Annotated in this window: 31 protein-coding genes; 20 read left to right on the top strand and 11 right to left on the bottom strand. The window is 74.7% G+C overall.

Annotated features, from left to right (window positions below; genetic code table 11):
* Positions 1-40 precede the first annotated feature (40 nt).
* Positions 41-2,389 (top strand): SpoIIE family protein phosphatase, encoded by a 2,349-nt coding sequence (locus tag D1J60_RS00940; RefSeq protein ID WP_241253519.1) that lies wholly within the window; start codon positions 41-43, stop codon positions 2,387-2,389.
* A 31-nt stretch (positions 2,390-2,420) separates the two neighbouring features.
* On the opposite strand, the gene D1J60_RS00935 is transcribed toward D1J60_RS00940, so the two are convergent.
* From D1J60_RS00935 to D1J60_RS00925, 3 genes are all read right to left on the bottom strand, one after another.
* Entirely contained in the window at positions 2,421-3,896 is a 1,476-nt protein-coding gene (locus D1J60_RS00935; RefSeq protein WP_125819718.1) for an MFS transporter, read from the bottom strand.
* A 541-nt stretch (positions 3,897-4,437) separates the two neighbouring features.
* Complete coding sequence (locus tag D1J60_RS00930; protein WP_125819717.1) at positions 4,438-4,818, bottom strand: ATP-binding protein; 381 nt, start codon at positions 4,816-4,818, stop codon at positions 4,438-4,440.
* 103 nt (positions 4,819-4,921) lie between these two features.
* On the bottom strand, positions 4,922-5,302 hold the full coding sequence (locus D1J60_RS00925) for an STAS domain-containing protein (protein WP_125819716.1): 381 nt from the start codon (positions 5,300-5,302) through the stop codon (positions 4,922-4,924).
* Between the two features lie 179 nt (positions 5,303-5,481).
* Here D1J60_RS00925 and D1J60_RS00920 point away from each other — a divergent pair, with 179 nt between their 5' ends.
* On the top strand, positions 5,482-5,730 hold the full coding sequence (locus D1J60_RS00920; protein WP_125819715.1) for a DUF6479 family protein: 249 nt from the start codon (positions 5,482-5,484) through the stop codon (positions 5,728-5,730).
* A 46-nt stretch (positions 5,731-5,776) separates the two neighbouring features.
* On the opposite strand, the gene D1J60_RS00915 is transcribed toward D1J60_RS00920, so the two are convergent.
* A complete protein-coding gene (locus tag D1J60_RS00915; protein ID WP_164720802.1) occupies positions 5,777-6,799 on the bottom strand; it encodes a YihY/virulence factor BrkB family protein in 1,023 nt (340 codons plus the stop codon).
* Positions 6,800-6,887: 88 nt separating this feature from the next.
* Between D1J60_RS00915 and D1J60_RS00910 the strand changes: the two genes are divergently transcribed.
* From D1J60_RS00910 to bla, 13 genes are all read left to right on the top strand, one after another.
* Positions 6,888-7,169: a DUF3253 domain-containing protein gene (locus tag D1J60_RS00910; RefSeq protein ID WP_125819713.1), complete on the top strand. Its 282-nt coding sequence runs from the start codon at positions 6,888-6,890 to the stop codon at positions 7,167-7,169.
* 149 nt (positions 7,170-7,318) lie between these two features.
* A complete protein-coding gene (gvpO, locus tag D1J60_RS00905) occupies positions 7,319-7,630 on the top strand; it encodes a gas vesicle protein GvpO (protein ID WP_125819712.1) in 312 nt (103 codons plus the stop codon).
* 44 nt (positions 7,631-7,674) lie between these two features.
* Positions 7,675-8,106 carry a gas vesicle structural protein GvpA gene (locus tag D1J60_RS00900; RefSeq protein WP_125819711.1) on the top strand — a complete coding sequence of 144 codons (432 nt, stop codon included), beginning with the start codon at positions 7,675-7,677 and terminating at the stop codon, positions 8,104-8,106.
* The gene (locus D1J60_RS00895; protein ID WP_125819710.1) at positions 8,103-8,822 is read left to right on the top strand and encodes a GvpL/GvpF family gas vesicle protein; all 720 of its coding nucleotides are present in this window, start codon (positions 8,103-8,105) and stop codon (positions 8,820-8,822) included. The genes D1J60_RS00900 and D1J60_RS00895 overlap by 4 nt, the downstream gene beginning before the upstream one ends.
* A gap of 4 nt (positions 8,823-8,826) precedes the next feature.
* Positions 8,827-9,063: a gas vesicle protein GvpG gene (locus tag D1J60_RS00890; protein WP_125597440.1), complete on the top strand. Its 237-nt coding sequence runs from the start codon at positions 8,827-8,829 to the stop codon at positions 9,061-9,063.
* On the top strand, positions 9,060-9,704 hold the full coding sequence (locus D1J60_RS00885) for a DNA primase (RefSeq protein WP_125819709.1): 645 nt from the start codon (positions 9,060-9,062) through the stop codon (positions 9,702-9,704). The genes D1J60_RS00890 and D1J60_RS00885 overlap by 4 nt, the downstream gene beginning before the upstream one ends.
* Complete coding sequence (locus D1J60_RS00880; RefSeq protein ID WP_125597445.1) at positions 9,697-9,909, top strand: hypothetical protein; 213 nt, start codon at positions 9,697-9,699, stop codon at positions 9,907-9,909. Before D1J60_RS00885 ends, D1J60_RS00880 begins: the two co-directional genes overlap by 8 nt.
* Complete coding sequence (locus tag D1J60_RS00875) at positions 9,906-10,226, top strand: gas vesicle protein (protein ID WP_125597448.1); 321 nt, start codon at positions 9,906-9,908, stop codon at positions 10,224-10,226. The genes D1J60_RS00880 and D1J60_RS00875 overlap by 4 nt, the downstream gene beginning before the upstream one ends.
* The gene (locus tag D1J60_RS00870; protein ID WP_125819708.1) at positions 10,223-11,023 is read left to right on the top strand and encodes a GvpL/GvpF family gas vesicle protein; all 801 of its coding nucleotides are present in this window, start codon (positions 10,223-10,225) and stop codon (positions 11,021-11,023) included. Before D1J60_RS00875 ends, D1J60_RS00870 begins: the two co-directional genes overlap by 4 nt.
* Complete coding sequence (locus D1J60_RS00865; RefSeq protein WP_125819707.1) at positions 11,020-11,214, top strand: gas vesicle protein; 195 nt, start codon at positions 11,020-11,022, stop codon at positions 11,212-11,214. The genes D1J60_RS00870 and D1J60_RS00865 overlap by 4 nt, the downstream gene beginning before the upstream one ends.
* Before the next feature lie 3 nt (positions 11,215-11,217).
* Positions 11,218-11,490, top strand: a complete 273-nt coding sequence (locus D1J60_RS00860; protein ID WP_125819706.1) for a gas vesicle protein K — start codon at positions 11,218-11,220, stop codon at positions 11,488-11,490.
* A gap of 39 nt (positions 11,491-11,529) precedes the next feature.
* Positions 11,530-11,880, top strand: a complete 351-nt coding sequence (locus tag D1J60_RS00855) for a hypothetical protein (RefSeq protein ID WP_125597457.1) — start codon at positions 11,530-11,532, stop codon at positions 11,878-11,880.
* Positions 11,881-12,037: 157 nt separating this feature from the next.
* On the top strand, positions 12,038-12,970 hold the full coding sequence (gene bla / locus D1J60_RS00850; protein WP_125819705.1) for a class A beta-lactamase: 933 nt from the start codon (positions 12,038-12,040) through the stop codon (positions 12,968-12,970).
* Positions 12,971-13,121: 151 nt separating this feature from the next.
* On the opposite strand, the gene D1J60_RS00845 is transcribed toward bla, so the two are convergent.
* A complete protein-coding gene (locus D1J60_RS00845) occupies positions 13,122-13,712 on the bottom strand; it encodes an NAD(P)H-binding protein (RefSeq protein WP_125819704.1) in 591 nt (196 codons plus the stop codon).
* Between the two features lie 51 nt (positions 13,713-13,763).
* Complete coding sequence (locus D1J60_RS00840) at positions 13,764-14,576, bottom strand: SDR family oxidoreductase (protein ID WP_125819703.1); 813 nt, start codon at positions 14,574-14,576, stop codon at positions 13,764-13,766.
* Positions 14,577-14,834: 258 nt separating this feature from the next.
* Between D1J60_RS00840 and D1J60_RS00835 the strand changes: the two genes are divergently transcribed.
* From D1J60_RS00835 to D1J60_RS00825, 3 genes are all read left to right on the top strand, one after another.
* Complete coding sequence (locus D1J60_RS00835) at positions 14,835-15,959, top strand: glutamate--cysteine ligase (RefSeq protein WP_125819702.1); 1,125 nt, start codon at positions 14,835-14,837, stop codon at positions 15,957-15,959.
* Between the two features lie 69 nt (positions 15,960-16,028).
* Positions 16,029-16,220, top strand: coding sequence for a DUF6381 family protein (locus tag D1J60_RS00830; protein WP_125597472.1), 192 nt, complete (start codon positions 16,029-16,031; stop codon positions 16,218-16,220).
* Between the two features lie 102 nt (positions 16,221-16,322).
* The gene (locus tag D1J60_RS00825) at positions 16,323-17,213 is read left to right on the top strand and encodes an endonuclease/exonuclease/phosphatase family protein (protein WP_125823784.1); all 891 of its coding nucleotides are present in this window, start codon (positions 16,323-16,325) and stop codon (positions 17,211-17,213) included.
* Here the strand turns inward: D1J60_RS00825 and D1J60_RS00820 are convergent.
* Positions 17,203-17,838: a VOC family protein gene (locus D1J60_RS00820; RefSeq protein WP_125597478.1), complete on the bottom strand. Its 636-nt coding sequence runs from the start codon at positions 17,836-17,838 to the stop codon at positions 17,203-17,205. The genes D1J60_RS00825 and D1J60_RS00820 overlap by 11 nt on opposite strands.
* 143 nt (positions 17,839-17,981) lie before the next feature.
* Positions 17,982-18,431: an ATP-binding protein gene (locus D1J60_RS00815; RefSeq protein ID WP_125819701.1), complete on the bottom strand. Its 450-nt coding sequence runs from the start codon at positions 18,429-18,431 to the stop codon at positions 17,982-17,984.
* Positions 18,432-18,735: 304 nt separating this feature from the next.
* Here D1J60_RS00815 and D1J60_RS00810 point away from each other — a divergent pair, with 304 nt between their 5' ends.
* Positions 18,736-20,115 carry an NAD(P)/FAD-dependent oxidoreductase gene (locus D1J60_RS00810; protein WP_125819700.1) on the top strand — a complete coding sequence of 460 codons (1,380 nt, stop codon included), beginning with the start codon at positions 18,736-18,738 and terminating at the stop codon, positions 20,113-20,115.
* 232 nt (positions 20,116-20,347) lie between these two features.
* Here D1J60_RS00810 and D1J60_RS00805 read toward each other — a convergent pair whose 3' ends face one another.
* The 3 genes from D1J60_RS00805 to D1J60_RS00795 all read right to left on the bottom strand — a co-directional run bounded on the left by D1J60_RS00805 (position 20,348) and on the right by D1J60_RS00795 (position 21,641).
* Positions 20,348-20,638: a WhiB family transcriptional regulator gene (locus tag D1J60_RS00805; protein ID WP_125823783.1), complete on the bottom strand. Its 291-nt coding sequence runs from the start codon at positions 20,636-20,638 to the stop codon at positions 20,348-20,350.
* 268 nt (positions 20,639-20,906) lie between these two features.
* Positions 20,907-21,209: a hypothetical protein gene (locus tag D1J60_RS00800; protein ID WP_125597488.1), complete on the bottom strand. Its 303-nt coding sequence runs from the start codon at positions 21,207-21,209 to the stop codon at positions 20,907-20,909.
* Positions 21,210-21,365: 156 nt separating this feature from the next.
* On the bottom strand, positions 21,366-21,641 hold the full coding sequence (locus D1J60_RS00795) for an isoamylase early set domain-containing protein (protein WP_042802656.1): 276 nt from the start codon (positions 21,639-21,641) through the stop codon (positions 21,366-21,368).
* Positions 21,642-22,039: 398 nt separating this feature from the next.
* Here D1J60_RS00795 and D1J60_RS00790 point away from each other — a divergent pair, with 398 nt between their 5' ends.
* Positions 22,040-23,524 carry a N,N-dimethylformamidase beta subunit family domain-containing protein gene (locus D1J60_RS00790; RefSeq protein WP_241253086.1) on the top strand — a complete coding sequence of 495 codons (1,485 nt, stop codon included), beginning with the start codon at positions 22,040-22,042 and terminating at the stop codon, positions 23,522-23,524.
* Positions 23,525-23,547: the final 23 nt, after the last annotated feature.

Here is a 23,547-nt window from a genome sequence, read left to right as displayed (position 1 = left end):
CCCCGCCCCCGGCGCACCGGCCGGCGAAGCACCGCCGCCCATCCTCCCCAAGCAGGCGCCGACCCCGCTCGGACGGCTCGTCGCCACGGTCGAGCGGCTGCGCCGCGAGGTACGGGAGGCCCACGCGGCGGCCGACGGCCGGGCCCTGGTCGAACTGGCCAAGGGCATCCTCATGGGGCGGCTGAACTGCACCCCGGCCGCCGCGGCCCGCCAGCTCGACGATCTGTGCCGCGACGCCGGGCTCTCCCCCCTCGAACTCGCCGCCGACATCGTCAACCAGGCCGCCCGCGACCACGTCAGCGAAGTCACCGCCGAGTTCGTCGAACGCACCGCGGCCGCCACCGCGCCGACCGTGCGGCCCTCGACGCTCTCGGTACGCCTGCGCACCGCCGAGAGCGGGATCCTCGCCGCCGCCGCGGACACCCAGGCCGTGGCCGAATCCCTGCTCGCCAACGCCCTGACCCCGCTCGGCGCCGTCGCCGTCGCGGTGTGGGCCGCCGCCCCCGACGGCTCCCTGGCCCTCGCCGCCCACGCCGGATTCCCCGCGGAGGAAGCCTCCCGCTGGCGGCACGTGCCCCCCGGCGTCGTCACCGTCCCCCGCCTCGCCCTGCGCGAACGCACCGCGGTGACCATCGCCGACCTCGGGCAGGAGGGGATCCCCTCGATCGGACACCTCCAATGGCCCGCGGGCGGCCGCATGGCCGTACCCGCCGGGACCGGCGGACGCGTGCACGGCGTACTCGAGGTCTGCTGGCCGCAGCCCCTGCCGCCGCAGCCCCCGCAGATCAAGCGCCAGGTGGAAGCACTGGCCGAGCTGTGCGCCCACACCCTCGACACGGCGCCGCCGCCCGACGCGGGGGCGCCGGAGGGACTCCTGCCCGACGTGTCGGAACTCATCGACCTCGCCGAGGGACTGCACGACCCCACCGTCATCCTGACCCCCGTCCTGGACGCCGAGGGCCGGCTGGCCGACTTCCGCATCCGCCACGCGAACAGCCGGTTCGCCGATCCCGCCGGACGTCCGCGCGCGGACGTCAACGGAGCCCTGCTGCTGGAGGCCTACCCGATGGCCGGCGGCGACAGCGGCCTCTTCGACACCATCGAACGGGTCCACGCCACGGGCGAACCCTTCCGAGCCCAACGCGTCAGCCTCACCGCCCTGGTCGGCCAGATCCCGCTCACCTCGGTCGCCGACATCAGCGTGAGCCGGCACGGCGCCGCCGTCCTGCTCATCTGGCGGATCGAGGACGAGACCGCCCGGCTGGCCAACCTGCTCCAGCACGCCCAGCGGCTGGGCCGCATCGGCGGCTTCGAGGAGGACCTCACCACCGGCGAGATCACCTGGAACTCCGAGCTCTACGCCCTCCACGGACTCCCGCCCACCGCGCCCCCCGTACCGCTGCGCGACCTGCCCGACCACGCCCACCCGGACGACTCCGCGGCCCTGGGCCGCTTCCTGCGGGCCGTGCTGCGCTACCGGCGCCCCGCCTCCGTCAACCTGCGCCTGCGACGCTCCGACGGCATCCTGCGCCACATCCGCGTCGTTGCCGAGCCCGTACTCGACTCGGCACAACGGCTGCACGCCGTGCGCGGCGCGTACCAGGACATCTCCGCCCAGCACTGGACCGAGGTGGCCCTCGCCGCGACCCGGGACCAACTCGCCCTCACCGAGGCCGAATCAGCCGAACGCAACCGGCTCGCCCTCCAGCTCCAGCACGCCATCATGCCCCCGCACCACCACATCGAGGCACCCGGACTGCGCGTCGCCGTCCGCTACCGGCCCGCGGAGACGGAGTCCCTCGTCGGCGGCGACTGGTACGACACGCTGGTGCTGCCCTCGGGCCTCATCCTGCTCTCCGTCGGCGACGTCGCCGGACACGGCATCGAAGCCGCCACCGGAATGGTCGTCCTGCGCAACGCCCTGCGCGGCCTCGCCGTCACCGGCGCCGGCCCCGCCCAGCTGATGTCCTGGCTGAACACCGTCACCCACCACCTGACCAAGCAGGTCACCGCCACCGCCGTGTGCGGCCTCTACGACCCCCGCACCCGCGTCATGCGCTGGGCACGCGCCGGACACCTGCCGCCCGTACTCGTCAGGAAGGACGGGGCCCGGGCCTTCCCCCTCATCGACGGCCTGCTCCTCGGCGCGCTGCCCGACGTCACGTACGCCGAGGGGGAGATCCTCCTCGAACCGCAGGACACCCTGCTGATGTTCACGGACGGACTGGTCGAGCGCCGGGACGCCTCCGTGCAGGACTCCCTGGCCGACCTCCTGCGCACCGCAGGGGCGGGAGCCGGGGACCTCGACAGCAGGCTCGACGCACTCCTGACGCAGAGCTGGTCCGACACCGACGACGACACGTGCCTCATCGGCGTACAGCTCGACTGACCCCGGCCGGCCGCCGCCGGCCGGGGTCGGCTCAGGCGCTGTCCGTCCGCGCGGACAGCGGGGCGGCGACCTCCTCCAGGGAGCGCCCCTCGGCGGCGACCGCGAAGAAGACGGCGACCACTCCCGCGGCCACCATCAGCGCCGCCCCGACGCAGAACGCCAGCACGGTGTCCGAGCGGACGCCGCTGGAGGTGAGCTCGGCGAAGACCAGCGGCCCGGAGATCCCGCCGGCGGCCGTGCCGACCGCGTAGAAGAAGGCGATCGCCATCGCCCGGGTCTCCATCGGAAAGATCTCGCTCACCGTCAGGTACGCCGAACTCGCCCCCGCCGACGCGAAGAACAGCACCGCGCACCAGCAGGCCGTCATGGTCAGCGCGGTGAGCCTGTCCGTCCCGAACAGCCAGGCCGTGCCGAACAGCAGCAGCCCCGACAGCACGTACGTACCCGCGATCATCGGGCGGCGGCCGACGGTGTCGAAGAACCGCCCCAGCAGCAGCGGCCCGAGGAAGTTCCCGAAGGCGACGACGGCGAAGAAGTAGCCGGTGCCGCCACTGGACACCCCGAAGAACCGGATCAGGATCGTCCCGAAACCGAACGTGATCGCGTTGTAGAGGAACGCCTGGCCGACGAAGAGCGACAGGCCGAGGACGGCGCGCCGCGGGTACGTCCGGAAGACGGTGCGGGCGATCAGGCCGAAGCCGATGGCGCGGTGGCGGGTCACGGTGATCGCCTCCCCGGGCTCGGGCAGCCGCACGCCCTTCTCCCGCTCCACCTGCCGTTCGACCCCGGTGACCAGCTCTTCGGCCTCCCGCTCCCTGCCGTGGACGAACATCCAGCGGGGGCTTTCGGGCACGTGCCTGCGCACGAGGAGGATGACCAGGCCGAGGACCACGCCGAGGGCGAAGGTGAGCCGCCAGCCCAGCCAGGCCGGGAAGACGCCGGTGTCCAGTGCGAACACCGACAGCAGGGCACCGGCGACGGCACCGAGCCAGAAACTGCCGTTGATGATCAGGTCGACGCGCCCCCGGTACCTGCTCGGGATGAGCTCGTCGATGGCGGAGTTGATGGCCGCGTACTCGCCGCCGATGCCGAAGCCGGTCAGGAACCGGAAGACGAAGAACCACCAGGCCGAGAAGGACACGGCGGTCAATGCGGTCGCCGCGAGGTAGACGCCGAGGGTGACCAGGAACAGCTTCTTGCGCCCGAACAGGTCGGTCAGCCGTCCGAAGACGAGCGCCCCCGCACACGCGCCGGCCACGTAGAGGGCGGCGGCGACCCCGGTGACCTGGGCGTCGGTGACGGCCAGGCCGCTGCCGTCCTCGGAGAGGCGCCCGGCGATGTTGCCGACGACGGTCACCTCGAGGCCGTCGAGGATCCACACGGTGCCCAGCCCGACCACGATCATCCAGTGCCACCGGGACCACGGCAGCCGGTCCAGTCTCGCGGGGACCTTCGTCGTGACCGTCCCCGCATCCGGGCTTGCGCAGCGATCCCCGAGTTCAGTCATGCACGCGCTGCTGCCCGCGGCCGGACCCGCCAAACCGCCGCCCGGACCGCTCAGGGACGCCGTCGTCCCGCGAGGGGGTTTGGAGGAGCGGATCGGGGACACACGCGCCGGTGACGGCGGCACGTCTCGCCAGACCGGCGACCACCGCGGCTGGTGACCGCGGGCGGCACCCCTTCCTCAGGGCACCCGCCCGCGGGCCGTCGCCGCGGCACCACTGTGTCGTCCCGCCGCAGGCACGGCCGCCCGGCCGCGTCGACGCCTCCCCGCGTACGCGCCCCGGCCAAGCCCCCGGCGCCCGCTGACCACACAGCGGCCCCCGGGCCGGTCGGCGGGACGACGCCCGGCCCGGGGGTGGCGTCCGGCCCCGCAACACACCCCGAAGCCCGGCGCGGGCGCCTGCTGAGGGGGAGGAGACGCTCACGACCGGGCCCGGCGGCCGGAAGGCCGCTCACCTGGCCGGCCGCTCTTCCAGCGTAGCCGCGCCGCACCTCCCGCACCCGCTCGCGGCCTCCCCGCCGGCCCGCCCCCGCCTCCCGCCCGCTCACGGGGCCGGGAGGGGAAGGTCCGCCCAGACGGCCTTTCCCCCGGGCGTGGGCAGGGTGCCCCAGCGCAGGGCGAGCTGGTCGATGAGGAACAGCCCGTGCCCGCCGATGGAGTCCGGACGGTGCTCGCCCATGTGCGGCGGGCGGGGATCGTGGTCGCTGACGGAGATCCGCAGGAAGCGGTCGTGCCGGTCGAGGGCGAGGTGGCGGACGCCCCCGGCGTGTTTGACGGCGTTGGAGAGCAACTCGGCCGCCACCAGGACGACATCGCCACCGTGGGCCAGGAGGCCCATGTCGGTGAGGGTCCGGCGGACCCACGCCACGCCCGCACCGCACCCCGCGGCGCCGTTCGCGTCGTCGAGGTCGATTCCATGGCTCACAGCAGAAGGCGGCAGTCCCATCACGGGTCCCGAAAGGCCGAAGTTCTCTTGGTTCCGTCACCTGCCCACCGCCCACCGGGCCACACCACGTGCGGCCCACGGGTTACCGGCGGTGGCGGGCGGTCGCCTCGGCGAGGGTCGGGTGGATCTCGAACATCCCGGCCGCGCCGGTGGCGTCCAGCACCTCTCGTACGGCATCGCCCGGGGAGAGCAGGACCAGGGTCACACCCTGCTCGTCGGCGGCCTCGCGCACGGCCAGCAGCAGGTTGAGCCCGTCGGCGGTGAACAGCTCCACGGCGTCGAGGTCGACCGCGAGCAGCGCCGGACGCAGCTCCAGTGCCCGGCTCAGCGCGTCGTCGCCGATGGCCCGGGTGCCCAGGTGGACGTCGCCGGACAGGACGCACACCACGGCGCTGCCGACCCGTACGGTGTCCGTCTTCAGGTCGGGCGCGGGCAGGGGCAGGTTCGCCGCGTCGGTGCTCATGGCCGCCTCCTGCCCCGGTCCTGCGCACACGGTGTGCACGGCGGCGAAAGCCGCCCTGCAGGTCCCGCGCGCCCGTCGGCGAGGCCTCCGGGACCCGGTGGGGCCCTTCCACCGTACGCCCCCTCGGAAGGACCGGCACGGACCCGTGAGGGAGGCCCGGGAAGGGGTAGACGGCGCTCATGATTGCTTCCACTCCTCACCTCGCGACTCCCGTTCTCGCGGCCGAGGGTACGCCCGCCCTCCTGCTGATGGCCGTCGGCGTCCTCGTGGCCGCCCTGCTCGTCGCCGCGTTCTGGTACGGCAGCCGCCGCGCGGCGCGCCGCAGGGACCCGGGCGCCCGGGCGGTCGACCAGAACCCGCAGGCCGTGGCCCGGCGGAACTCCTGGCAGGAGCCCGACGCGGGCCCGGCCCACGACGACGACCGGTGACGCGCGGCCGCGCGTGCCGCGGCCCTGCCTCCGCCGCCGGCTCCGTTCATTCCAGCCGGCGGCGGTCCTCGTCGGTCCAGGCCCGCGTGTCCCGGGGCTCGACGTACAGCTCCTCGTCCGCCGGACACCCGCCCGCCACCGCGCGCTGGCGGGACAGTTCGGCGTCGAACTCCAGGCCCAGGAGCACGGCGAGGTTGGTGATCCACAACCACACCAGGAAGATGACGACGCCCGCCAGAGTGCCGTACGTCCTGTTGTACGAGCCGAAGTGCGCCACGTAGAACGCGAAGCCGCCCGAGGCGGTCATCCAGATCACCAGCGCCAGGACACTGCCCGGGCTGACCCACCGGAAGCCGCGGCCCCTGGCGTTCGGGGCGGCCCAGTACAGCAGCGCGATCATGGCGGTGACCAGCACCAGCAGGACCGGCCACTTCAGGGTCGACCACACCGCCAGCGCGGTGTCGCCCACCCCCAGCGCCGCGCCCGCACGCCGGGCCAGGCCACCGGTGAACACCACGATCAGCGCACTGGCGACGGCCAGCCCCATGAGCGTCACGGTCAGACCGAGCCGCAGGGGCAGCACCCGCCACACGGGCCGCCCCTCGGGCATGTCGTAGACGGCGTTCGAGGCGCGGATGAACGCGCCGACGTAGCCGGAGGCCGACCAGACCGCCACCACCAGCCCCACGACCGCCAGGAAGGAGCCGGCACCGGCGTGGTCCCGCAACCGCTCGACCGCGTCGGTGATCACGTCCCGTGCCGCGCCGGGGGTGAGCGCCCGCAGCTCGTCCAGCACCTGCCGGGTCGCCACGTCGCCCGCGACGCCCAGGAGCGACACCAGCACCAGCAGGCCGGGGAACAGCGCCAGCACCCCGTAGTAGGTCAGGGCCGCCGCCCGGTCCGCCAGCTCGTCGTCCGTGAACTCCCTCACCGTGCCGCGCACCACCGCCTTCCAGGACCGGCCGGGGAGCAGCGACGGCCGGTCGGGCGGCCCGTGCGCCGGTTCCCCGGATCCCGTGTCCGACGGCGGGCGGCCGTCCCTGTCGTCAGCTGTCCCGTTGGCCTTCATGGTCGGCGCATGTCCCGTCCCGCCGCGAGCATGCCTCCTGCCCGCGCCGGACCCGGTGACCGGCGACCGCCCGGGTGACACTGGGGGAGTGGCGGACGACGAGCGCCGCACGCAACGGCGGCTGGAACGGACCATCCTCGACCTGCTGGAGCGCCGCGGGCCGGGCACGACGATCTGCCCCTCGGACGCCGCGCGGGCGGTGTACGCGGCGGACGACGACGGCTGGCGCGCCCTGATGGAGCCGGTCCGCCGCGCGGCCCGCCGGCTGGCCGCGGCGGGCGAGGTGGAGATCACCCAGCACGGCCGTCCCGTCGATCCGGACCGGGCCCGGGGTCCGATCCGCATCCGCCGCACCCGCCGCACCCCCTGACGCCCCGACAGCACGCCGCGCGGCCCGTACCCGCTCCCGCCTGCCGCGACGGCGCCGTAGGGACCGCTCCTGCCCGGCCTCCTCAACTCGTGCCCGCCGTCGCGGGGTTTGAGGTCCCGGAAGGCGGCCATACGCGGCAGGAGGAAGACATGACCAACACACCTGACGACGACACACAGACGAAGGCGGACCAGGGGAAGCCCCCGCGCCCCGCCACGGTGATCCTTTCGGCGATGCGGCAGCTGTCCCAGCTGCTCGGCCTTCCGGCCGAAGCCGTCAGCTCGTGCGAGCGGGCCGAAGACGGCACCTGGAAGCTCTCGGTCGAAATCGTCGAACTGCCACGCGTCCCCGACACGATGACGCTGCTGGCCTCCTACGAGGTGGAGGCCGACGCCGACGGAGAACTCATCGGCTACCGGCGGGTCCGCCGCTACGAGAGGGGCCGCGCGGACCGTCGCTGAAGGCGGACGCCCGTCCCTGCCCCCGAAGAAAGGGAAGCGGAACAATGACCGTCGTTCCTGCCCAGCCCGCACCCGCCGCGTCCGGCGGCGGCTCCAGCGGTCTGTACGACGTCCTGGAACTGATCCTCGACCGAGGCCTGGTCATCGACGCGTTCGTACGCGTCTCGCTGGTCGGCATCGAAATACTCAAGATCGACATACGGGTCGTCGTGGCCAGCGTCGACACCTACCTGCGGTTCGCGGAGGCGTGCAACCGCCTCGACCTGGAAGCCGGACCGCGCAAGAACCCGGGCCTGCCCGACCTCATGGGCGAGCTGACCGAGTCCGGCGCCCGGGGCAAGACCAAGGGCGTCCTCAGCGGGGCGGCCCAGACCCTCTCCGACGCCTTCAGCCAGGCCCGCGAGGAGGGCACGGAGGAGAAGAGCGAGAGCCGGCCGCGCCGGCGCGCCACGGCCCGCCGGGAGGAGAAGGAATGAGCACCTACGTCTACGGCATCACCCGCGCCTCGCAGAAGCTCCCGGGCGCCATCGAGGGGATAGGCGAGCCGCCCCTCCCCGTCCGGTCCGTCCGGGCCGGCCGGCTCGCCGCACTGGTCAGCGACGCCCCCGCCGAGCTGAAGCCGAAGCGGCGGGACCTGCTCGCCCACCAGAGGGTGGTCATCCAGGCCCAGGCCGGCGGCCCCGTCCTGCCGATGCGCTTCGGCGGCGTCTCACCCGACGACGACACGGTCGGCGCGATCCTCTCGGAACACGAGGAGTCCTACCTCGAACGTCTGGAGGCCCTGGTGAACCGCGACGAGTACAACGTCAAGGCCAGCCACGAGGAGGACGCGGTCCTCCACTCGGTCCTGGCCGCGGATCCCCAGCTGATCGCCCGCCACCAGGCGATGCGCGCGGCGGGCGGTGGCACCCACGAGGAGAAGCTGCTCTTCGGTGAACTCGTCGCGCGCGCGGTGTCAGCGCGCGAGCGGGCGGACGCCGCCCTCATCGAGGAGGCCCTGACCCCCCACGCCGAGGACGTGCGCCGGGGACCCGACAGCGCCGGCTGGCTCGCCAACTGCTCCTTCCTCGTCGACCGCGACCGCCGCGAGGACTTCCTCGCCGCGGTCCGCGCCCTGCACGAACAGCATCACCACCTGCGGGTGCAGGCGACCGGCCCGCTGCCGCCCTACAGCTTCGCCGAGGCGGGCTGAGGCCATGGGCCTGCTGAAGGAAGTCCTGCTGCTCCCGGCCGCACCCGTACGGGGGACCGCCTGGGTCATGCGCCAGGTCCTCGCCGAGGCCGAGCGGCAGTACCACGACCCCGCCGTCGTCCAGCGCGAGCTCGCACGGCTCGTCGCGGCCTTCGAGGCGGGAGAGATGGACGAGTCCGAATTCGACCGCCGGGAGGACGAACTCCTGGCCCGACTGGAGAGCAGGTCGCGACCGACATGACGAACCGCACCGCCCTGGGCCTGGCCGTCGGCGCCGGCTACCTCCTGGGCCGCACGAAGAAGGCCAGGCTCGCCCTCGGCCTCACCACCCTGGTGCTCGGCCGCAGGGTCGCTTCCGGGCCGGCCCTTCCCCTGGTCGGCGGCCTGCGGGACCGCCCCCGGGTGAAGGAGCTGCGCGACCAGCTGCGCACGGACCTCCGCGGCGTGGCACCGGCCGCCGTCGGCGCGCTCGTGGACCGACGGCTCGACGCCCTCGCCGACCGCCTGCACGACCGCACCCTCGACCTCCAGGACCGTCTCGCGGACCTGACGGGCCGGGACGACGACACCGGTCGGCAGGCCGCGGACCCGGACCCGGACGCCGACCCGGACCCGGACGCCGACCCGGACCCGGACGCCGACCCGGACCCGGACGCCGACCCGGACCCGGACGCCGACGCGGAAGCGGTCGCCGACGCCGACGGGCCCCGGAACGCCGACGCCGACGAGCCACAGGGCGGCGACCGCCGCCCGCCGCGCAAGCGCGCGGCCCGCAAACAGGCGCCGTCGGCCGGCCGTTCCCGCCGCAGCGGCTCCGGCGAGGCGAAGGGCGCCGTGAAGGGTGGCGCGAGCGGCAGCCGGGGAGACGGCGGCGATGCCTGAGACCACCCTGCTGGCGCGACTCGGGAACAGCCCCGCGGCGGACCGGGTCAAGGACGAACTGGAGCACTACCTCGCGGTCCGGGCCGCATGCCTCCTGGCGGGCATCGGCCGGGCCCTGGGGCGCGCCACGCTCCTCCTCGAAGCCGAGGACGAGCCCGGTCCCGCCCGCCCCCGCGGCCGTCACGGAAGCCGACGCCCCTCATGACCACACCCTCGGGCCTGCCCCGGCTCGGCGACGACGGTGGCGGAGCCAACCTCGCCGACATCCTCGAACGCGTACTCGACAAGGGCGTGGTCATCGCCGGCGACATCCGGATCAACCTGCTCGACATCGAACTGCTCACCATCAAGCTCCGCCTGGTCGTCGCCTCGGTGGAACGCGCGAAGGAAATGGGCATCGACTGGTGGGAACGGGACCCCGCCCTGTCCTCCAAGGCGCGTGACGGCGAGCTGGGCCGTGAGAACGCGGATCTGCGCCGGCGCATCGCGGCGCTCGAAGCACGCCGGGAGGAACACCCGTGAGCGAGGAACTCCTCTACGTGTACGCCGTGCTGCGGACCGGCCCGCAGCTCCCGCGGTCCCTCGTCGAAGCCGACACCGGCCCCGTCCTCGGCGCGGGCCTGCGGCTCGTCGGCCATGACGGCCTCACCGCCGTCGCCGAGCCCGTGTCCGCCGCCGACTTCGACGAGGGACCGCTGCGCGCCCGCCTGGAGGACCTGGACTGGCTCGCCGGAGTGGCTCGCGCCCACCACGGGGTGGTGGCCCGCGTGGGACGGCTGGCCACCACCGTCCCGCTGCGGCTGGCGACCGTGTGCCGCGGCCCGGAAGGGGTCCGGCGGATGCTGGCCGAAGGCCGCGTACCGCTCACCCGGGCCCTGCGCCGGCTCGCGGGCACGGAGGAGTGGGGCGTCAAGCTCTACACCGAACCCGCCGCTGCCGACGGCCCGGCCGCCTCGCCGGCCCCCTCGGCGGCGGGCGGCTCCGGCCGCGACTACCTGCGCACCCGCGTCGCGGCACGACGGGCGCGCGACGACCGCGACGACCGGGCCCGGCAGACCGCCCGCACGCTCCACGACGACCTCCGCGCCAGGGCGTCGGGCGCCGTCACGCACCCGCCGCAGCACGGCGCGCTGTCGTCGGCCCCGGGCCGGAACGTGCTCAACGCCGCCTACCTGGTCCCCACCGCGGACCGGCGGGCGTTCCTGGACGGCGTCCCGGACGCGGACTCGCTGCCGGCGGGCCTGCGGATCGAGGTCACCGGCCCCTGGGTCCCGTACTCCTTCGCCCACGGTCCCGCGGATGCCGCGGAAGCCCCGTGAGCGGGACCCGGGACGTCGCCGAAACCGCCGACGTCGCCCTCGTCGACCTCCTCGACCGCCTCCTGGCGGGCGGGGTCGTGCTCGTCGGCGACATCACGCTGCGCATCGCCGACGTCGACCTCGTCCGCATCGACCTGAAGGCGCTCGTCAGCTCCGTCGGCGACACCGTGCCCGCACCCTGGGAGGAATGAGAGATGAGCCGACCGCAGCAGCTCGACCTCGACGCCGACACCGTCGAACGCGACCTCGCACGCCTGGTCCTGACCGTCGTGGAACTCCTGCGCCAGCTCATGGAACGCCAGGCGCTGCGCCGGTTCGAGAGCGGCACCCTCACCGAGGAGCAGGAAGAACGCCTCGGCCTGACCCTGATGCTCCTGGAGGACCGCATGGACCTCCTGCGGCGCCGGTTCGGCCTGCGCCCCGAGGACCTGAACATCGACCTGGGCCCCCTGGGAAAGCTCCTGTGAGGGGGGTTTGCCGCCCGGGGTTCGGGTCACACGCGGGACATGACCGAATCGGAGAAGAACACCAGCAGCCGTTCCACGTCGCGAGGTTCCTCCAACGGGACCGCCACCAGGACCCGGGACCGGGCCGCAGCCGCGTCCGAGGACACCGCGGGCGCCCTCGCCTCCCTGCCGGCGCCGCTGGGGGAGAAGACGGTCGCCGCCGCGAAGGCCGTCCGGGGTTCCCTGGGCCGGGCCGGCTGGGTCTGGACCGCCGTCAGGGCCCGCAAGGCCGCGGCGGCCGGTGCCGCCACGGCCACGGCGGCCGTCGTGACGACCGCCTACACCCTCGGACGGCGTTCCGGCCTGCGACGGCGCGGCCCGCTGTCCCGGCTCACGGGCGGCCGTCTCTGAACGGGGCGTCCGCCCGGCCTGGTTGGTACGGGCCGTGAGCGCATGGGTCATGGGGGCCACGAGCGGGCTCCGGGGACCGGCGCAAACCGGGGTGGAACCGTCGTATCCACTCCCTGCGTCATGATCATCAAGGTTCCCGGAAGAAGACGAGGTCCCCATGCCCATGCCCCCGGCCCGCCGTAGCGTGCTGGCCGCCGCCCTCGGCGCCGGCACCGTACTCACCGCCGGCCCCGCCCCCGCCGCCGCTGCCTCGCCCGTACCCGCCGCGGGGGTCGGCCCGCGGGTCGCCCGGGCCCTGGCCGCACTCGAACGCGAGCACGGCGCGCGGCTCGGGGTGTACGCCCTGGAGACGGACACCGGACGCACCGTCACCCACCGGGCGGACGAACTCTTCCCCATGTGCTCGGTGTTCAAGACCCTCGCCGCCGCGGCGGTCCTGCGCGACCTCGACCACGACGGCTCGGTCCTCGCCCGCCGCGTCCACTACACCCAGGCGGACATCGACAGGTCCGGCTACTCGGAGTGGACCAAGCGGGCGGCGCACCTCGCGAACGGCCTGACGATCGCCGAGCTGTGCGAGGTGAGCATCACCTACAGCGACAACACCGCCGCCAACCTGCTGCTGCGCGAACTCGGCGGCCCCGATGCCGTCACCCGCTTCGCCCGCTCCCTCGGCGACCCGGTGACGCGCCTGGACCGGTGGGAGCCCGAGCTGAACAGCGCCGAACCGGACCGCGTCACCGACGTCACCACCCCCCGGGCCATCGCCCGCACGTACGCCCGGCTGGTCCTGGGCGACGCGCTGGGCCGGGCGGACCGCGGTCTGCTGACCGGATGGCTGTGCGCGAACACGACGAGCGGCGCGCGCTTCCGGGAGGGGCTGCCCGCCGAGTGGCGGCTGGGCGACAAGACCGGCGGCGGCTCCTACGGCACGAACAACGACGTCGGCATCGTGTGGCGGCCGCACGGGGCTCCGCTGGTCCTGGCGGTCCTGACGACCAAACCGGCGCAGGACGCGAAAGCGGACGACGCGCTGGTGTCCGGGGCGGCCAGGGTCCTGGCGAAGGCGTTCGCCGACCCGGGACGCTGACGGGGGACGGGCGCCCCCGCCCACCGGAACCGGACGGTCCGTCAGCCCCGGCCGCCGGACTCCGCGACGGCGCCCGGGTCCGGGGCGAGGGCCAGGAAGTCGTCGTGGGTGCGGACCCGGACCCCGGGCCGGTCCTCGGCCAGCGCGGCGATCATGGCCGCGGCCAGGCGGCCCGCCGGCACCGGCCGGTAGGGGCGGGCGGGCCCGGCCAGCAGGGGGGCCAGTACGGTCGCGGCGAGCCGCCGAGCCCCTCGCCCCGGCGGTGGGCGGCACGGCGGCCGAGGATGAAGGAGGGCCGGAAGAACTCGGTCTGCGGGTAGCCCAGCGCCGTCACCTCCGCCTCCATGTCCCCCTTCACCCGGAGGTAGAAGGCGCGGCTGCCCGACCCGGCGCCGACCGAGGAGACGACGGCGATCCGGTCGGCGCCGGCGTCCCGGGCCAGCCCGGCCACCCGCACGGTGTGGTGCTGGTCCACCTCGCGGAAGGCCTCCTGCGAGCCGGCCTGCGCGATGGTGGTGCCCAGCGCGCAGTACACGTCGCCCCCGGCCGGCCCGGGCGGCAGGTCGTCGGCCCGGAGCTTGGCGAAGTCCACCACCCGGGCGTCCAGCCGCGGGTGTTCGAGGCCGAGCGGGCGGCGGGCTAGGACGGTGACGCGGTCGTAGCGCGGGTCGCGCAGCAGCCGTACCAGCAGTTGTCCGCCGACCAGTCCCGTGGCTCCGGCCAGGAGCGCGCTGCGGGTCATGGAAGTCCTCTCCGCCGCCGGCGGCCGGCCCGCCGGAGTCACCGCAGCATGTCACACCGGCCGGCGCCACCGGCCGTGGTCCATGTGGGACCCGGCCATGGGGCCCATGCGCAGCATGCCGCCGTCCACCGCCCAGGAGGCGCCGGTGACGTAGGAGGCCTCGGGTCCGGCGAGGAACGCGATGACGGCGGCGACCTCCCGGGCGTCGCCGGGCCGTCCGGCCGGGATGCCGGGCCGGTCCCGGGTCCGCACGTCCACGTCCTCCTGCCCCGTCATGGGGGTGGCGATCTCCCCGGGTGCCACGGAGTTGACGGTGATGCCGTGTTCGGCGAGTTCGAGGGCCATCACCTGGGTGAGGAGCCCCAGCCCGCCCTTCGCGGCGCAGTAGGGGCCCGCGCCGACCCTTGGCTGGTGTTCGTGGACCGAGGTGACGTTGACGATCCTGCCGCCCGTTCCCTGGCGGATCATGTGCGGCGCGGCCCGCTGGCCGCACAGCAGGGGACCCACGAGGTCCACGTCGAGCACCTGGCGCACGGTGGCCAGGTCCAGCTCCAGGAAGGGCGTGGCGGTCCCCGTGCCCGCGTTGTTGACGAGGACGTCGAGGCGGCCGAGCTCGTCGGCCAGCCGGTCGACGGCGTCCGCCGCGCCGGGCAGGTCCGTCAGGTCGAGCCGGGCGAGCGCGGCACGCCGCCCGTGTGCCCGGACCTCCTCGGCCGTTCGACGGGCACCCGCCTCGTCCTGGTGCCAGGTGATGCCGACGTCCAGCCCGGTCGCCGCCAGCCTGGCGGCCACCGCGCGGCCGATACCGGAGTCGGCGCCGGTGACCACGGCGGTGGCGGGGGCGAAGTCCAGAGGACTGATCATGTCAGGGTTCCCTTCCGACCGAGCCGCCGGCCGGGAAGCCGCCCTCCTCGGTCACACCCTTGCGCGCGTGGACGTCCCCCTTCCACCCCTCGTTCCAGTATGTGCGCGGGGACCCGGACCCGCCCGTCCTGCCGGTCTCCGGCCCGCGGATCCGGGCGGGTGAGCGAAGCGCTCCACCTCACCGCGGCCCGGAGCGCATGCGCGGGGGAGGGCTGGGCAGACGCGGGCCATCCGGAAGTTCGACCGATAGGCGGCGGTGTGCGAAGCGTAGGTGTGGAAGAGGAACTCCTGCTCGTGGACGCGTCGAGCGGCTCGCCGCTCGCGGTCTCGGGCGCCGTGCTGGCGGCCGCGGAACGCTCCGCCGGGCGCCACGGCGGCCACGGCCGGGAGGACCACGAGTTCGAGAAGGAACTCCACAAGGAACAGGTGGAGTTCGCCACCAAACCGCTCACCGAGATGGGCGAACTGCGGGAGGAGATCACCCGCATCCGGGGCGAGGCGGCCCGCCACGCGGCCACCGCCGACGCCCGGGTGCTGGCCGTGGCGACCTCACCGCTGCCCGTGCGGCCGTCGCTGAACGCCGGACCCCGCTACCGCTGGCTGGGCGAGCGGTTCGGACTGACGGCCCAGGAGCAGCTGACGTGCGGCTGCCACGTCCACGTGTCCGTCGCCTCGGACGAGGAGGGCGTCGCCGTCCTGGACCGCATCAGGCCCTGGCTGGCCGTCCTGACCGCGATCAGCGCGAACTCGCCGTTCTGGCAGGGCGAGGACAGCGGCTACGGGAGCTACCGCAGCCGGGTCTGGAACAGATGGCCCTCCGCCGGACCGGTCGACCTCTTCGGATCCGCGGACCGCTACCGGGAGCAGGTCCGCGCGATGATCGACACCGGTGTGCTCCGCGACGAAGGCATGATCTACTTCGACGCCCGCCTGTCCGCGAGCTACCCCACCGTCGAGGTACGCGTCGCGGACGTCTGCCTCGACCCCGAGACCACGGTCCTCCTCGCCGCCCTCGTCCGCGGCCTGGTCGAAACCGCCGCCCGCGCCTGGCAGCAGGGACAGCCGCCCGCCCGCATCGGGACCAGCCTCCTGCGCCTGGCCTCGTGGCGGGCCGGCCGCTCCGGGCTGGACGGGCCCCTGCTGCACCCCGAGACCATGCGCGAGACACCCCCCGAGCAGGTGGTGGACGCCCTGTACCGGTACGTGCGCGAGGCGCTGCTGGACCACGGCGACGACGAACGGGTCCGGGAGGCCATCGCCCACCTCCACGAACGGGGGAACGGCGCCCGCGTCCAGCGCCGCCTCCACGCCGAGGGGCGCCCCCTCGCCGCCGTCGTCGCGGAGTGCGCGCAGATGACCCTCGGACGGGCCGCCACGGCGTAGCTCCGGCGGCCGCGCCGCGCGGAGTGCTTGAGTGGAGGCCCAGTCCCGTACCCACCCGGAGGAGATCCCATGGCCACCGAGAACCACCGGACCGACGAACAGGCCCGGCGCATGCGTGAACAGGCGGAGGCGCTCGAACTGGCGGCCGGCAAGTCCGCCGACGAAGCCGAACGGGAGGGCCTGATGGACGAGGCCCTGCGCATCCGCAAGGACCTGGAAGACCGCCACGGCCCGGAAAGCGCCACGATGGACCCCATGTAGTACGCCCCCGGTCAGCGCGGGCGGAGGGCGAACCGGTCCGGCGGGTCCGCCCCGCCCCGGACCGGGGCCCCCTCCAGCGTCCGTCGAGGGCGGCGTGTGACGATGTGCGTCCACTTCGAGGAGGCGCTGGTGCCGAGCAGGGGCGCGCGGTGGGCCGCGGCCGCGCTGACCGCGGTCTGCGCGGTGCTGCTCCTGGGCCCCGGCGCGCCGGGCCGTGGCCTTCCCCCGGCCAGGCCGCTGCCGCCCGGCGCCGCCGAGGAGGTCGTACCGGACCGCGTCGGCACGTGGAACCTCTGCAATCCGTGCGGCAGCGGGCTCAACTTCGGCCGGGCGACGGAGATCGCCACGTACGCCCCCCAGGTCATCGGGCTGCAGGAGGCGTGCGTGCGTGACGTCGAGGAGATCCGCGGGTACCTGGAGGAGGTCTACGGGCTGGTCTACCGGGTCGCGTACGGGCCGGTCCTGCGGAACTGGAACCGCTGCGGGGGCCTGCCGTGGCGGCCGGGCGGCTTCGGCCAGGCGATCCTGTCGGCGGCGCCGATGACGGACCGGGTGAGTGTCGAATACCCCGACGGCGGTTCGGAGGACCGCGGCTACCTGGCCGTCACCACGCTGGTGGGCGGCCGGCCCGTACGCGTCTTCAACACCCATCTCGCCCAGCGCCGCCAGGAAGGGGTAAGGGCGGGCCAGGTGGGCGTGCTCGCCGTGGAAGTCGCCCGCCACGACCGGGCGATCGTCCTCGGTGACTTCAACGCCGTGCCGTACGCGCCCGAACTCGGCCCGCTGTGGGCCCTGGCCACGGACACGGACCCCGGCTGTCGCCCCTCGGCAGCCGGTACCGGAGCCTGCGCGGCCACCACCGACTGGAACAGCAAGTTCGACTACGTGTTCCTGCGCGGCATCAGCCCGCGTACGCACCGCGTCCACCCCAGCCCGTACTCGGACCACCACCTGCTGCACACCGACCTGGACCCGGCCCGGGTCAGATCGTGACCGGGCCCTTGGCGGTGGCGAACTCGACCGAGACCAGGCCCGGTTCCTCGTCCTCGACCCAGGTGACGTCGATCTGGTCGAGGGGGTGGTCGGCCGGTTCGCCGAGGAACTCGGCGATGGAGGCGGCGTCCCCGGCGATGGAGACCCCGTGGATGGTGGTCGAGGTGCGCGGGCCCGCGCTGGGGCGTTCCTCGGTGGGAACCAGCCACTGGAGGAAGTAGGGCAGTTGCGGGTCCTCCATCAGTTCCAGCAGGCCGATCTGCTTCCACCTCAGGTCGAACCCGTCGGGGCGGACGCGGTGACCCTCGGCCGAGGTGCGGCCGAGCCGTGCCTCGACCGGGGTGATGTCGTCGACGGAGACCACCCAGCCGAGCCAGCCACCGCCCTCGGCGGCGCGGCGGGCGACCGCCTGGCCGAAGGGTGCGCGGTCGGCGGCGGGGTGGTCGAGTGTGGTGACGACCTCGACGTAGGTGCCGCCGCTCAGCGGGAGGATGAAGTTGCGGGTGCCGAACCGCGGGTGCACGCCACCGTCGACGAACCCGGCGCCGAGTGCCGATCCGATCCACTGGACGGTCGAGACGAAGCTGTCGCGGGCCACCGCATAGGACACATGATCAAGTCGCACCGCCGCATCATCACCCGAGGGCCCGCGCAAATCCCGGCGCCACGCCCGCCGCCGCGCCGCGTCCGCCGCGGATTCAGCCCTGGAGGGGGAAGGGGCGGTCGGTGCCGGTGAGGTGACGGACCCCGCCGTCCCCCGGCCGCCCGCTACGCGGGCGGGTCTCCCGCGTCGTCGCCGTTGGCGGGCCCGTGCGGGGACGGGTGCTCCGGCGAATGGAAGCAGGCCGTGATCGCCTTGCCGCCGTGGAAGACGTGGGCGTCCCACCGGTCTGCGAGGGCGTCGACGATCGCGAGGCCGCGGCCCGAGGTCGCCCCGGTGGAAGCCGCCCTGGGGGAGGGCACCTGCGGGTCGTCGTCCGCCACGCTCACGTGCAGACAGCTGCCGTCCCAGGTGAGGACCAGGTGCGCACTGCTGTGCGCGTGGACGTGGGCGTTGGTGACCAACTCGGACACGGTGAGCAGGACGGAGTGGACCGTGTCGGGAGCAGTCGCGGTCCACGGCAGGGTCTCCAGGTGACCCAGACACCACCGGCGGGCCTCGCGGACACCCCGGTGGACGGGGAACGACCGGGCCCAGCCCACCGCTCGAACAGCCACGGCGTCGTCCTCAGCCGCGGCCGGCCCGGTGGCGAGGACGGTGCCCCTCGCCGCGGGTGACCAGCAGCAGGGCCGTCAGCATCGGTGCGATCAGCAGGATCATGATTCCCACGGCGGTTCCCTTCCTCGTGGCCGGCACGTCCGCGGCCGGTCCGGTGTACCGGCGTGGCGAGGCGCCGGCGTCTGCGCGTGTTTCCGCCGCGCCCCGGACGAAACCCCCGAACCCGCGCCCCGATCAGGTGCATACCGGCGCCGCGCGGGCAGATGCGTGGGGACCTGGCAGGCCCGAGAAAGGACGGACACCGTGGCACGACCGAGGATTCTCGTGGTGGGAGCCGGATTCGCCGGCGTCGAGTGCATCCGGCGGCTGGAGCGCAGGCTCGCGCCCGCGGAGGCGGACATCGCCCTGGTCACCCCGAACTCCTACCAGCTGTACCTGCCGCTGCTGCCCCAGGTGGCCTCCGGCGTGCTGACCCCGCAGTCCGTCGCCGTCTCGCTGCGCCGCAGCAGCCGCTACCGGACCCGGATCATCCCCGGCGGCGTCGTCGGCGTCGACACCCGGGCCAAGGCCTGCGTCGTACGCAAGATCACCGGCGAGTTCGAGGAACACGCCTACGACCAGCTGGTCCTGGCGCCCGGCAGCATCACCCGCACCTTCGACATCCCCGGCCTGGCCGAACACGCACGGGGCATGAAGACCCTCGCCGAGGCCACGTACCTGCGCGACCACGTCATCTCCCAGCTCGACCTGGCCGACGCCAGCGAGGACGAGGCGGAGCGGGCCGCGCGGCTGTGCTTCGTCGTGGTCGGCGGCGGGTACGCCGGCACGGAGACGGCCGCCTGCCTCCAGCGGCTCACCCACCACGCCGTGAAGCGCTACCCCCGTCTGGACCCCCGCGAGATCACCTGGCACCTCCTCGACCTCGCGCCGAAGCTGATGCCCGAACTCGGCGACTCCCTGGGGCGGACGGCCCTGGACGTCCTGCGCCGTCGCGGCATCCAGGTCTCCCTCGGCGTCAGCGTCGCCAAGGCGAGCGCCACCGAGATCGCGCTGACCGACGGCCGGGTCCTGCCGAGCAGGACGCTGATCTGGACGGCCGGGGTCGCCGCGAGCCCGCTGATCGGCACGCTCGACGCGGAGACCGTGCGGGGACGGCTGCTGGTGACCCCGGAAATGACCGTGCCGGGCGCGGACGGGGTGTTCGCACTGGGAGACGCCGCGGCCGTGCCCGACCTCGCGGCGGGCGAGGAGGGCGCCATCTGCCCGCCCACGGCCCAGCACGCCCTGCGACAGGGGCGCACGCTCGCGGACAACCTGATCGCGACGCTGCGCCGGCAGCCGCTGCGTCCGTACGTGCACAAGGACCTGGGGCTCGTCGTCGACCTGGGCGGCACCGACGCGGTGTCCAAACCGCTCGGCATCCCCCTGCGCGGGCTCCCCGCCCAGGCCGTCGCCCGCGGCTACCACTGGTCGGCGCTGCGCACGAACGTCGCCAAAGCCCGCGTGCTGACCAACTGGCTGCTGAACGCGACGGCGGGCGACGACTTCGTCAGGACCGGGATCCAGCCGCCCACGCCGCCGACCCTGCGGCAGTTCGAGCACACGGACGCCTATCTGTCCGCGGATCAGGTGAGGGCCCGCACGGCGGCCCTGCGCGCGTCCGGCCCGGGGGCGGCGGGGTAGGGCGTCCAGGCCCGCCTGCCGGGCCGCCGGGCGTCTGCGCCCTCGCCGGCGTGGGAGGGCGGACCGTACGGCAGCCCGAGCCGCGCCGCCGAGGCCGCGGAGCCCGGGCAGCAGGCCGGCCCCGGGGCGCGGCGCGGCGGCCGTGTTCCCGGGGCCGGGAGGCGGGGGAGCCGGCCCTGCTGTCCGTCCGCCCCGCGGCGTGACCGCAGGACGCCGTCCCGGCGTCAGCGGGTCACCCGGACCCGGCGTCCATCAGCAGGGAACGGCGCTCGGCGGGCGTGAGGCCGCCCCGGACACCGTGCGGCACCCGTCCGGCCAGGGCGTGCCGGCGGCACGGGACGCGGACCGGGCAGTCCCGGCAGACCGCCTTGGCCGCTTCCTCGCGCTCCCGGGCGGCTGCGGCCTGCTCGTGGGCACGCCGGGTGAAGACGTCCCGCGCGGCCGTACGGCACGGCCCGTCGAGCGGCCCGGCGTTGCGCGGCCCGGAGTTTCGCGGCGGCAGGAGTTCGTCCGTTCGGGAGATGTCGCTCACGGGCTGGGCGTCCTTCCGGCAGGGGCGGCCGTCGTGGCCGCGCTCTGCACCCGCGTATGACCGGCATACGCCCGATCATGCGCCCCGGCAGCGCCGGAGCCGGGGGACGGGGGAGCCGCGACCAGGGCCGCCACGCCCACGGCGCAGCCGCTCACCACGGTGGGGTTCACCCAGCCCGCCGCCTGCTCGCCACCCTCCGCGCCGCCCGGGCTGTCCGAGCAGACGACGGACACCGCGCCGGTCATGGCCGCGGCGAGGATCAGTGGTCGCGTGCCGCCAACTGGCCCTGCACGTAGGGGTCGGCCTCGGTGGTGTACGGCCCGCCGTGGCCGGCCAGGAGCTCGGTGATGCGGTACCACTCCGCCAGCGCCGCCCGGGCGGGCGCGTCGGCCTCGGCCGCGTCCCCGACGGCCTCCAGGACGCGGTCGCGCGCGGCGGCCGCCTGATGGTGTGTCATGCCCTCCGCCTGGACCCGTACGCGGTTGCGGGCCTCGACCTCGCCCGGCGAGGGCTCGTGCGGCTGGAGTTCCGTCTCGACGACGGTCTCGGTTTCGTCTGACATGCCGCCACCTTCCGTTTTCCCGTGGACGCCTCTACCCCGCGAACCGACGGGCAACCGCCCCGCCCCACGGCGCCGCTGGGCCGCTCACGTCCGAGCGGCACAAGGGGCGGCCCGGCCGGTGGTGGCCACCCCTCCGCCGCCGGGACGTGGGGGCCGTCAGGTGTGCAGACGGCTGTTGGTGCCGTCGTGGCTGTCGGCGGCCTCGTCGTCGAACCAGTAGTCGCCGGCCGCGAGGTAGCGGAAGGAGTGGGCGCTGTGCGCGGGGAGGGCGACGGTGGCCGCACGGGTTCCGTCGCCGCGCGGGGTGAGGGGGTGGGCGGCGGGATTCCAGTGGTTGAAGTCGCCGACCACGCTGACCGGCCCGTCCGGGACGTCGTCGGGCAGGACGAAAGTGACCTTGGTGCGGCCCTTGAGCTGCTTGCGTTCGAGCATCGAGACCTCCACGGGTGAAGACGGCAACGCCGCATCCTCGACCCGCGCCCGCCTCCCGCGCGGCAGGCGCTTTGGCGGCCTGCCGAGGCCACCCGCCCGGGGGACGGATCCGAGGGCCAGGTGGCGGCGCCGGAAGGCCCCGGCCCAGCGCGGTACGGGCCGGCGCGGGCCGCCGTACGTGCGCGAGTACCCGGAGATCTCCGGCTCCCGGCGTCCCCACGGGCCGCCCCGCGACACGCGGTTCCACCGGGCGTGGCCGGCCCGTCGGCGGGCCCGCGGTGGGCTAGGAAAGGGGGATGGACGGCGGGACGGGAAGAGCGGTGGGTTCGCGGGACGAGCGGGAGCCGGGCGGTCCCGGGGCACGGTCGCGGGGGCCGGACCGCAGGCGTGTGCTGGGCGTGGCCGCCGGTCTGGCGGGCGCCTGGCCGGCGGGGACCGGGCCCGCCGGGGCGCAGGCCCGCGGCGGGCGGACGGCCGCGCGCACCACCCCCGGCGCAGGCGCGCTGGACGTGCCGGCGGAGAACTCCCTGCCCGGTGACCCCGGTTGGCGCGTCGTGCGGCCCGGCGCCCCGCACGCGGTCGAGGGGTACGCGAGCCGGACCAGCGTGGCGCCCGGCGAGCCGTTCGACCTGTACGTCTCCACGCGCTCCGGCTCCTACACGGTCTCGGCCTACCGGATGGGCTGGTACGCGGGCGCGCGGGCCCGGCTGGTGTGGCGCTCGGCCCCCGCGCCCGGCACCCGTCAGAAGGCCCCGGTGGTCGACGGCCCCACCCGCACGGTGCGCGCCGACTGGCGGCCGTCGATGGCCGTGGACACGACGGGCTGGCCGGAGGGCTGCTATCTGCTGCGGCTGGACACCGCCGACGGCCGGGCCCAGAGCCTCGTGCCGCTCACCGTCCGCTCCCGCACGACGGCGGGCCGCCTGGTCGTGGTGAACTCCGTCGCCACCTGGCAGGCGTACAACCGCTGGGGCGGCGCCGACCTGTACCGGGGCGGGACCGGGAAGAAGGACTCGCGTTCCCTGGCCGTCTCCTTCGACCGCCCCTACGCGGCACGCCACGGTGCCGGACAGTTCTCCTTCTTCGAGGCCCCGCTCATCGCCCTCGCCGAACGGACGGGACTGCCGATCGCCTACGTGACCGGTATCGACGTCGCCCGCGAACCCGGCCTCCTGCTCGGCGCCACGGCCATCGTCTCCCTGGGCCACGACGAGTACTGGAGCCCGCGGCAGCGCCGGCACGTGATGCGGGCCCGCGACCGGGGTTCCAACCTGGCGGTCCTGGGCGCGAACTGCTGCTACCGCCGCGTCCGGTTCGAGCCCTCGTCGGTGGGCCCGGACCGGACGGTGGTCTGCTTCAAGGAGGACTACGAGGCCGACCCCGGCTACCGCGCGGGCCTGCCGCCCACCAACGACTTCCGCCGCGCCCCGCTCCCGCAGCCGGAGAGCGAGCTGCACGGGATGATGTACGACGGCTACCCGGTGGACGCCCCGTACGTGGTGGCCGCCCCCTCGCACTGGCTGCTCGCCGGCACCGGAGCACGCTACGGGGACGCGTTCGCGCACTTGGTCGGCGTCGAGTACGACCGGGTGCACCCCGACTTCCCGGCACCCGGTCCGATCGAGGTCATCGCCCGCTCGCCCGTGATCTGCAAGGGCCGGCGCACGACGGCCGAGTCCGCCTACCTGACCCTGCCCTCGGGCGCGGGGGTCTTCACGGCCGGCACCATGAGGTGGGTGGAAGCCCTGGACGCGACCGGCAGCGGGGGCAAGGCCAACCACGGGATGGACGGGCGGGCGGGGGCCTTCACCAGGGCCGTCACCGAGAACCTGCTGAGGGCCTTCAGCCGGGGCCCGGCGGGCCTCACGCACCGGCCGGTCTGAGCACGGGGCAGACGTCCCGTCCC

The organism is Streptomyces sp. W1SF4 (genome assembly GCF_003950035.1).
Lineage (GTDB): Bacteria > Actinomycetota > Actinomycetes > Streptomycetales > Streptomycetaceae > Streptomyces > Streptomyces racemochromogenes.
The sequence above is the reverse complement of the archived record's forward strand: the minus strand, read 5'-3'. Positions and strand labels throughout refer to the sequence as shown.

Excerpts from the sequence above, each read along its gene's own strand:
- D1J60_RS00935 (WP_125819718.1), bottom strand. The coding sequence starts at position 3,896 with ATGACTGAACTCGGGGATCGCTGCGCAAGCCCGGATGCGGGGACGGTC.
- D1J60_RS00925 (WP_125819716.1), bottom strand. The coding sequence starts at position 5,302 with ATGAGCACCGACGCGGCGAACCTGCCCCTGCCCGCGCCCGACCTGAAG.
- D1J60_RS00920 (WP_125819715.1), top strand. The coding sequence starts at position 5,482 with ATGATTGCTTCCACTCCTCACCTCGCGACTCCCGTTCTCGCGGCCGAG.
- D1J60_RS00915 (WP_164720802.1), bottom strand. The coding sequence starts at position 6,799 with ATGAAGGCCAACGGGACAGCTGACGACAGGGACGGCCGCCCGCCGTCG.
- gvpO (WP_125819712.1), top strand. The coding sequence starts at position 7,319 with ATGACCAACACACCTGACGACGACACACAGACGAAGGCGGACCAGGGG.
- D1J60_RS00900 (WP_125819711.1), top strand. The coding sequence starts at position 7,675 with ATGACCGTCGTTCCTGCCCAGCCCGCACCCGCCGCGTCCGGCGGCGGC.
- D1J60_RS00895 (WP_125819710.1), top strand. The coding sequence starts at position 8,103 with ATGAGCACCTACGTCTACGGCATCACCCGCGCCTCGCAGAAGCTCCCG.
- D1J60_RS00890 (WP_125597440.1), top strand. The coding sequence starts at position 8,827 with ATGGGCCTGCTGAAGGAAGTCCTGCTGCTCCCGGCCGCACCCGTACGG.
- D1J60_RS00885 (WP_125819709.1), top strand. The coding sequence starts at position 9,060 with ATGACGAACCGCACCGCCCTGGGCCTGGCCGTCGGCGCCGGCTACCTC.
- D1J60_RS00880 (WP_125597445.1), top strand. The coding sequence starts at position 9,697 with ATGCCTGAGACCACCCTGCTGGCGCGACTCGGGAACAGCCCCGCGGCG.
- D1J60_RS00875 (WP_125597448.1), top strand. The coding sequence starts at position 9,906 with ATGACCACACCCTCGGGCCTGCCCCGGCTCGGCGACGACGGTGGCGGA.
- D1J60_RS00860 (WP_125819706.1), top strand. The coding sequence starts at position 11,218 with ATGAGCCGACCGCAGCAGCTCGACCTCGACGCCGACACCGTCGAACGC.
- D1J60_RS00855 (WP_125597457.1), top strand. The coding sequence starts at position 11,530 with ATGACCGAATCGGAGAAGAACACCAGCAGCCGTTCCACGTCGCGAGGT.
- bla (WP_125819705.1), top strand. The coding sequence starts at position 12,038 with ATGCCCATGCCCCCGGCCCGCCGTAGCGTGCTGGCCGCCGCCCTCGGC.
- D1J60_RS00845 (WP_125819704.1), bottom strand. The coding sequence starts at position 13,712 with ATGACCCGCAGCGCGCTCCTGGCCGGAGCCACGGGACTGGTCGGCGGA.
- D1J60_RS00840 (WP_125819703.1), bottom strand. The coding sequence starts at position 14,576 with ATGATCAGTCCTCTGGACTTCGCCCCCGCCACCGCCGTGGTCACCGGC.
- D1J60_RS00830 (WP_125597472.1), top strand. The coding sequence starts at position 16,029 with ATGGCCACCGAGAACCACCGGACCGACGAACAGGCCCGGCGCATGCGT.
- D1J60_RS00825 (WP_125823784.1), top strand. The coding sequence starts at position 16,323 with ATGTGCGTCCACTTCGAGGAGGCGCTGGTGCCGAGCAGGGGCGCGCGG.
- D1J60_RS00800 (WP_125597488.1), bottom strand. The coding sequence starts at position 21,209 with ATGTCAGACGAAACCGAGACCGTCGTCGAGACGGAACTCCAGCCGCAC.
- D1J60_RS00795 (WP_042802656.1), bottom strand. The coding sequence starts at position 21,641 with ATGCTCGAACGCAAGCAGCTCAAGGGCCGCACCAAGGTCACTTTCGTC.